Source organism: Streptomyces sp. NPDC033131 (genome assembly GCF_055578365.1).
This window is the reverse complement of sequence record NZ_JBVIPA010000018.1, coordinates 94772-100875: the sequence shown is the minus strand read 5'-3', so window position 1 is coordinate 100875 and position 6104 is coordinate 94772. Positions and strand designations below refer to the sequence as shown.

Annotated in this window: 3 protein-coding genes; 1 reads left to right on the top strand and 2 read right to left on the bottom strand. The window is 74.1% G+C overall.

Annotated elements, in window-relative coordinates; genetic code table 11:
• Window positions 1–19 precede the first annotated feature (19 nt).
• Complete coding sequence (locus tag ACZ5XS_RS23395; protein WP_468654341.1) at window positions 20–4291, top strand: HAD-IC family P-type ATPase; 4272 nt, start codon at window positions 20–22, stop codon at window positions 4289–4291.
• Between the two features lie 82 nt (window positions 4292–4373).
• On the opposite strand, the gene ACZ5XS_RS23390 is transcribed toward ACZ5XS_RS23395, so the two are convergent.
• A complete protein-coding gene (locus ACZ5XS_RS23390; RefSeq protein ID WP_468654223.1) occupies window positions 4374–5543 on the bottom strand; it encodes a sialidase family protein in 1170 nt (389 codons plus the stop codon).
• Entirely contained in the window at window positions 5531–6103 is a 573-nt protein-coding gene (locus ACZ5XS_RS23385) for an RICIN domain-containing protein (protein ID WP_468654221.1), read from the bottom strand. The genes ACZ5XS_RS23390 and ACZ5XS_RS23385 overlap by 13 nt, the downstream gene beginning before the upstream one ends.
• Between the last annotated feature and the right edge of the window lies 1 nt (window position 6104).

Below are 6104 nucleotides of genomic sequence, written 5' to 3'. Positions count from 1 at the left end.
GGGCGTCGGTGAGGCGGGCGTGGCCGGGCGGGCCGGCGAGGGGCTGTACCCGGCGGCGGGGCCGGGTGGCGCGGGCCGCTCGGGCGTCGGTGAGGCGCGCGGGGCCGGGCGGCTCGATGACGGGCCGCACCCGGCGGGCGAGCCGGACGCTGTGGGTCACTCGGGCGAGCCGGACGCTGCGGGCCACCCGGGCGCCGGCGTGGAGCCCGCGGCCGGTCGGGCCGAGGGTGGGGGTGGGCACGGCGGGCACGCCCATCGCACCGAACACCTCGCCCGTCGGGTGGCCGTCGCTCTCGCCGAGCATCCGGACGTCGCCTTCGCCTACTGGGATCAAGGGCTGGCCCGGCTGGTGGTGGCGGCGACCGAGGAAGCCGTGAGTGACCGGGTCGTGGAGCGGGCGGCGGTGCTGGCCGAGCGGTACGGGCTGGTGCCGATGGCCGCCGACGACACCGTCGAGGAGATGGACCACCCCGGTGATCCCGCCGCCGTGCGGACTGTCGCCGAGGCGCTCGCCGCCGACGTGGTGGGGGTGGGGGTCGCGCTGGCGGGGTCCGCGCTGCGGCTGCCTGCCTCGCCGCGTCTGGTGACGGCCATGGTCACGCTGCTGCGCGAGAACCCCCGCTTCCGCTCCTGGCTGCGCGCCCGTCTGGGCAACGCCCGCATGGAAGTCGTACTCGCCGCCGCGAACGCGGCCGTGCACGGCGCCGGCCACTCCCCGACCTCGCTGGTGCTCGACGGGGTGCTGCGCAGCTGCCAGCTGGCGGAGGCGGTGGTGCGGACGGCCGCCTTCGAGACCGTGCACGACCACCTGTGCGCGCCCGGCCGGGACAGCGTGCCCGCGGATCCGGGCGTACGCCCGCCGCTGCGGACGTCCCCGGCCCAGGAGTACGCCGCCCACGCCTCGACCGGCAGTGTCCTGGGCGCGGCGGCGGCCCTGCTCGTCAAGCACAACCTCGGCGAGGCGGCCGAGGCCGTCCTGGCCGGCTCGCCCAAGGCCGCGCGGTACGGGCCCGCCGCCTTCCACGCCGTCCTGAGCGGTGCCCTGTCCCGCGCGGGCGTGCTCGTGCGGGACCCGGACCGGCTGCGGCAGCTGGAAATGGCCGGCACGGTCGTGCTGCATCCCAGTGCGCTCAGGACACCCGGCGCGGGCGCCGACCCGTGGACCGAGGCCGTCCTGGACGCCGCCCGCCGGGCCGGGCTGCGGGTCGTGGTCGTCGACGATCCCGCGCTCGCCGACTTCACCGGCCTGGCCGACCAGGTCGTCGACGCGGACCGGCCGCTGAGCGAGGTGGTGGACGAACTGCGCGAGGAAGGCGGTGTCGTCACCGTCGCCCGCCCCCGCCCGCACGAGGACGCGCACGTCACCCTCGGACTCCTCCGCGGTGACGTGGCCGTCGCCCTCACCGACGAGGACGGCCAGGTGGTGTGGGGCGCGGACGTCCTCGCCCCGCACGGCCTCGCCGACGTGTGGCGGCTGCTGATCGCCATTCCGGCGGCGCGTGGCGTCGGCCGTCGGTCACAGACCCTGGCCCGGTCCGGCGCCGCCCTGTCCGGCCTGCTCGTGGCGATCGGCGAGTCCCGCAAGGGCGGCGGTGGTTCACCTCTGCCCGGCCTCCCGCACGCGCCGGTCGACCTCGGCGCGGCCGCCGCCCTGTTCTCGGGGGTCCACACAGCCCTCGGCGTCGCCGCGGCCCGCGCCCCGCACCCCCGGCCGCGGGTGTCCTGGCACGCCCTGCACCCGGACGACGTACGCGACCGGCTGGAGCGGCAGGCGCCCCCGGAGCCGACCCCCGTCGAACAGGCGACCGCCCGGGCGCGTACGGCCGCCGACAGCGTCGTACGACAGCCCGCGCTGGCCCCCGCGCGCTGGTCGTGGCAGCTCGCCCGGGCCGTGCGCGGCGAGCTGGACGACCCCCTGACCCCGGTCCTGGCCGTCGGTTCGGCCGCGTCCGCGATCCTCGGCTCCGCCGTGGACGCCCTGCTGGTCCTCGGAGCCCTCGACCTGAACGCCCTGGTCGGCGGCATCCAGCGGCTGCGGGCCGAGCGTGCCCTGTCCGGGCTGCTCGCCCAGCAGAAGCAGAAGGCACGGGTCGCGGACGACGACGAGGGGGAGTCGGCACACCTGGTCGACGCCGCCAAGCTCAGTCCCGGCGACGTCATCGACCTCAAGACCGACGACGTGGTGCCCGCCGACGCCCGCCTCCTGTGGCAGGACGGTCTCGAGGTCGACGAGTCCGCGCTGACCGGCGAGTCCCTGCCGGTCGACAAGGACATGGACCCGACCCCGCGCGCCCCCGTGGCGGAGCGGCACTGCATGGTCTTCGAGGGGACGACGGTGGTGGCGGGACGTGCCCAGGCCGTCGTGGTGGAGACCGGCGACCGTACCGAGGCCGCCCGGGCCGTCTCGCTCGCCGCCCGCGTCCCGCCGGCCGGCGGAGTGCAGGCCCGTCTCCAGGAACTCACCCGTAAGGCGATGCCGTTGACGATGGCGGGCGGCGCCGCGGTGACCGGCCTGTCGCTGCTGCGCGGTACGCCGATCCGGCAGGCGGTCAGCGGCGGAGTCGCCGTGGCCGTGGCCGCCGTACCCGAGGGCCTGCCGCTGGTGGCCACCGTGGCGCAGCTCGCCGCCGCCCGCCGGCTCAGCAGCCGCGGCCTCCTCGTCCGCACCCCGCGCACGCTGGAGGCGCTGGGCCGCATGGACACGATCTGCTTCGACAAGACCGGCACCCTCACCGAGAACCGGCTGCGCCTGGTCCGGGTGGCCGACGGGGAGGGTACGGTCCACACCCTCGACCAGCCGGACGCCGCCGAGACGCTGCGGGCCGCGGCCCGCGCCTGCCCCCGCCTCAACGGCGACTCGGTCCGCCCGGTGCACGCCACCGACGAGGCCGTCCTGGACGCCGCCGGTCCCGACCCCGACTGGGAGCAGACCGAGGGCCGCCCCTTCGAGGCCGCCCGCGGCTACGCCGCCGCCGTCGGCCGCGCCGGGGACGGCTCACCCGTACTGGTCGTCAAGGGCGCCCCCGAGACGGTCCTGCCCACCTGCGCCGACCTCCCCTCCCACATCTCCGACAGGGCCCAGTCACTGGCCGCCGACGGCCTGCGCGTCCTGGCGGTGGCCGTCCGCCCGCTGAAGGAGGGCGAGCAGGCGACGGACGTACTCGAAGAGCCCCTGCGGGACCTGGAGTTCACCGGACTGCTCGCGCTCGCCGACGTGGCGCGCGAGACGTCCCCGGCGCTGGTCCGCGGGCTGCGCGAGGCGGGCGTACGGCCCGTCGTGCTGACCGGCGACCACCCGCAGACCGCCCACGCCATCGCCGTCGACCTCGGCTGGCCGGACGACGCGAACGTGGTCACCGGTGACGAACTCGCCGCCGCCGACCGCACGGCCCGCTCCCGGATGCTGCGGGACGCCGACGTCGTCGCCCGGGTCGCGCCCGAGCAGAAACTCCAGGTCGTCGAGGCTCTCAGGGACGCCGGCCGGGTCGTCGGCATGGTCGGCGACGGCGCCAACGACGCCGCCGCCATCCGCGCCGCCGACATCGGCGTCGGCATCAACGCCCGCGGCTCGGCCGCCGCCCGCAACGCCGCCGACCTCGTCGTCACCGGCGACGACCTGTCGGTGCTCATCGACGCGGTCCAGGAAGGCCGTGCCCTGTGGCACAGCGTCGCCGACGCCATCGCCATCCTCATCGGCGGCAACGCGGGTGAGGTCGGCTTCGGCATCCTCGGCACCGTCCTGTCCGGCGCCGCGCCCCTGTCCACCCGCCAGATGCTGCTGGTCAACCTGTTCACGGACCTGTTCCCGGCGATGGCGGTGGCGGTGACCCCGACGGAGAAGGACGAGTCCACAGCGGCGGAACCCGACGAACCTCTGGGCACGGCGCTGCTCGGTGCCCCCCTCATCCGCCAGATCCGCCACCGGGCCCTCACCACCTGCCTCGGCGCCACCGTGGCCTGGCTCTTCGGCCGCTTCACCCCGGGCACGGCCCGCCGCTCGACCACGATGGCCCTGTGCGCGGTGGTGGGCACCCAACTGGCCCAGACCCTGGCCGACCGCCGGGACAGCCCCCTGGTCCGCTTCACGTCCCTGGGCTCGGCGGTGGCCCTCTTCGCCCTGGTACAAACCCCAGGCGCGAGCCAGCTCTTCGGCTGCACGCCTCTGGGCCCGATGGCGTGGGCGGGCGTACTGGCGGCGATCGCAGTGGCCCTGGTGGGCCAGAAGGCTCTACCGGGCGTCGAGGAGCTACTGCTCAAGCGGTGGCCGAACCTGGCCTCGCAAACGGGCTGAGGGGGCCGAACCGCTTCGTGAACTTCCGCCGACCCGGCTGCTCTCCCCTCGCGGAGCAGCCGGGTCGGCGAAGCCGGTCGGTCTACGTGTCGGAGATGTCGAGCTTGCTCACCAGGATGGCCGAGGTGTCGTGCTCCCAGACGATGAAGTACTTGCCGGGCGCGTACTCGTCGCCCATCGGGTACGTGTCCCAGCCGGCGCCTGTTCCGGCCGGTGTCGGGTCGTTGGGGCCGTCGGGGTTGGCGAACAGCTTGCTGCTCGACCAGGCCGCGCCGGGGCTCCTGGTCCGGTAATTCATGGCGAGCCGGTCTCGGGCGGTGTTGTAGATGGTCAGATACCGGCCGGTGCTGTCCTTGGTGAAGTAGCTCTTGGAGTCGTTGTTGGGCACGTTGGTGTCCAGGGCGAGGTTGCTCCAGGACTCGCCGCCGTTCGTGCTGGTGGCGGTCAGCGCGAACGTCGGTGATGTGCCGTCAGGGGGACTGCTGCGGGCGACCATGAGCAGTTTGTTCGGGTCATCCTGGGAGATGACCAGCTGCGGTTCGCCGGGCAGGTGGTCGGTCGGGTTGGGGGCGGCGGTGCCGGCCGTCCAGTCCTGGAGGTTGGTGGAGTACAGCGCCCCGACCTTCCGGCCCGTCCACCAGACCGGCATGACATATCTTTTGTCGGCCATCTGGACCGGGCGTCCGGCGAGGGCGAGGTTCCCGTGGTCGGCGAGCGGCAGATTGACCGTGAAGTCGTGCCAGGTGTGCCCGCCGTCGGTGCTCTCCTTGGCGACGATGGCGTCGATCGGCAGGCCTCTGCGGTTCGCGGGCGAGGTTCTGCCCATGTACGCGAGGATGCGGTCGCCCGTCTTGTAGAGCTCGACGTAGTGCCAGGAGTGCTCGCTGGTCTCCTGCGCCAGCGTCTGCGGGCGGCTCCAGCTCGCGCCGCCGTCGGTGGTGTACGAGTACCGGATGTACCCGTGGTCGACGACCGGTCCCGAGGTGTCGGTGATCACCGTGGCGGTGGTGCCCTCCCGCCACACCACGACCGCGTCGTTCGCGCTGGTGCTGATGATGTCGGGGGTGCGCGGCCCGTCGCCCTCGGTCGCCGTGTTCTGGTAGACGACCTGCGGGGCGGAGATACTCGCGGCGGACGCGCGGTCGGGCGCGATGAGCAGGGTCACCAGCAGCGCGGCGACGAGACCGAGGAGACCTGCCAGGAGAGCCGGCCTGGGCCGTCGCGAGAACCGTAGTTCCGTTACCAGAGCCATTGCTGATCCTTGTTCGTGCCGCAGGTCCACTGAGCGGGCTTGACTCCGTTGGCCGTTTCGGTGCCGAGGACGGCCAGGCAGAACTTGCTGTTGGCGTTCGTCAGCCGGTCGATGGAGTCGTGTGCCCAGACCTGGTCGCCGCCGTCACCGCCGTCGCAGGTCGACTGGACGGAGATGGCGCCCTGCACCTTGCTGCTGCTCTCCACGGCGAGACATCTTCCGCTCGCCAGGTTCTTCACCTGGTAGCCGCCCGTCACGGGGACGAGCGCCCAGTACTGGGTCTCGCTGGTGCTGCAGGTCCACTGGATCAGCTCGGCGCCTTCGACGTCCGTGTAGGGGCCCGGCACCGCGAGGCACTTTCCGGTGCCCTGGTTGTAGAGCCGGGCGTAGACGGGGTCCGCGGCGGCCTCGGCGGTGACCGCCGCGGTCGTGGTGGTCGTGGTGGCGTTGGTGGTCTCTGCCGCCGTCGCCGTGCCGGTGAGTGAGGAACCGGTCAGGACAGGCGCGGTCAGCAGGGCGACGGCCGCCATGGCGAGGGGAATCCGGAAGGGTCTACCCATG

Excerpts from the sequence above, each read along its gene's own strand:
- ACZ5XS_RS23390 (WP_468654223.1), bottom strand. The coding sequence starts at position 5,543 with ATGGCTCTGGTAACGGAACTACGGTTCTCGCGACGGCCCAGGCCGGCT.
- ACZ5XS_RS23385 (WP_468654221.1), bottom strand. The coding sequence starts at position 6,103 with ATGGGTAGACCCTTCCGGATTCCCCTCGCCATGGCGGCCGTCGCCCTG.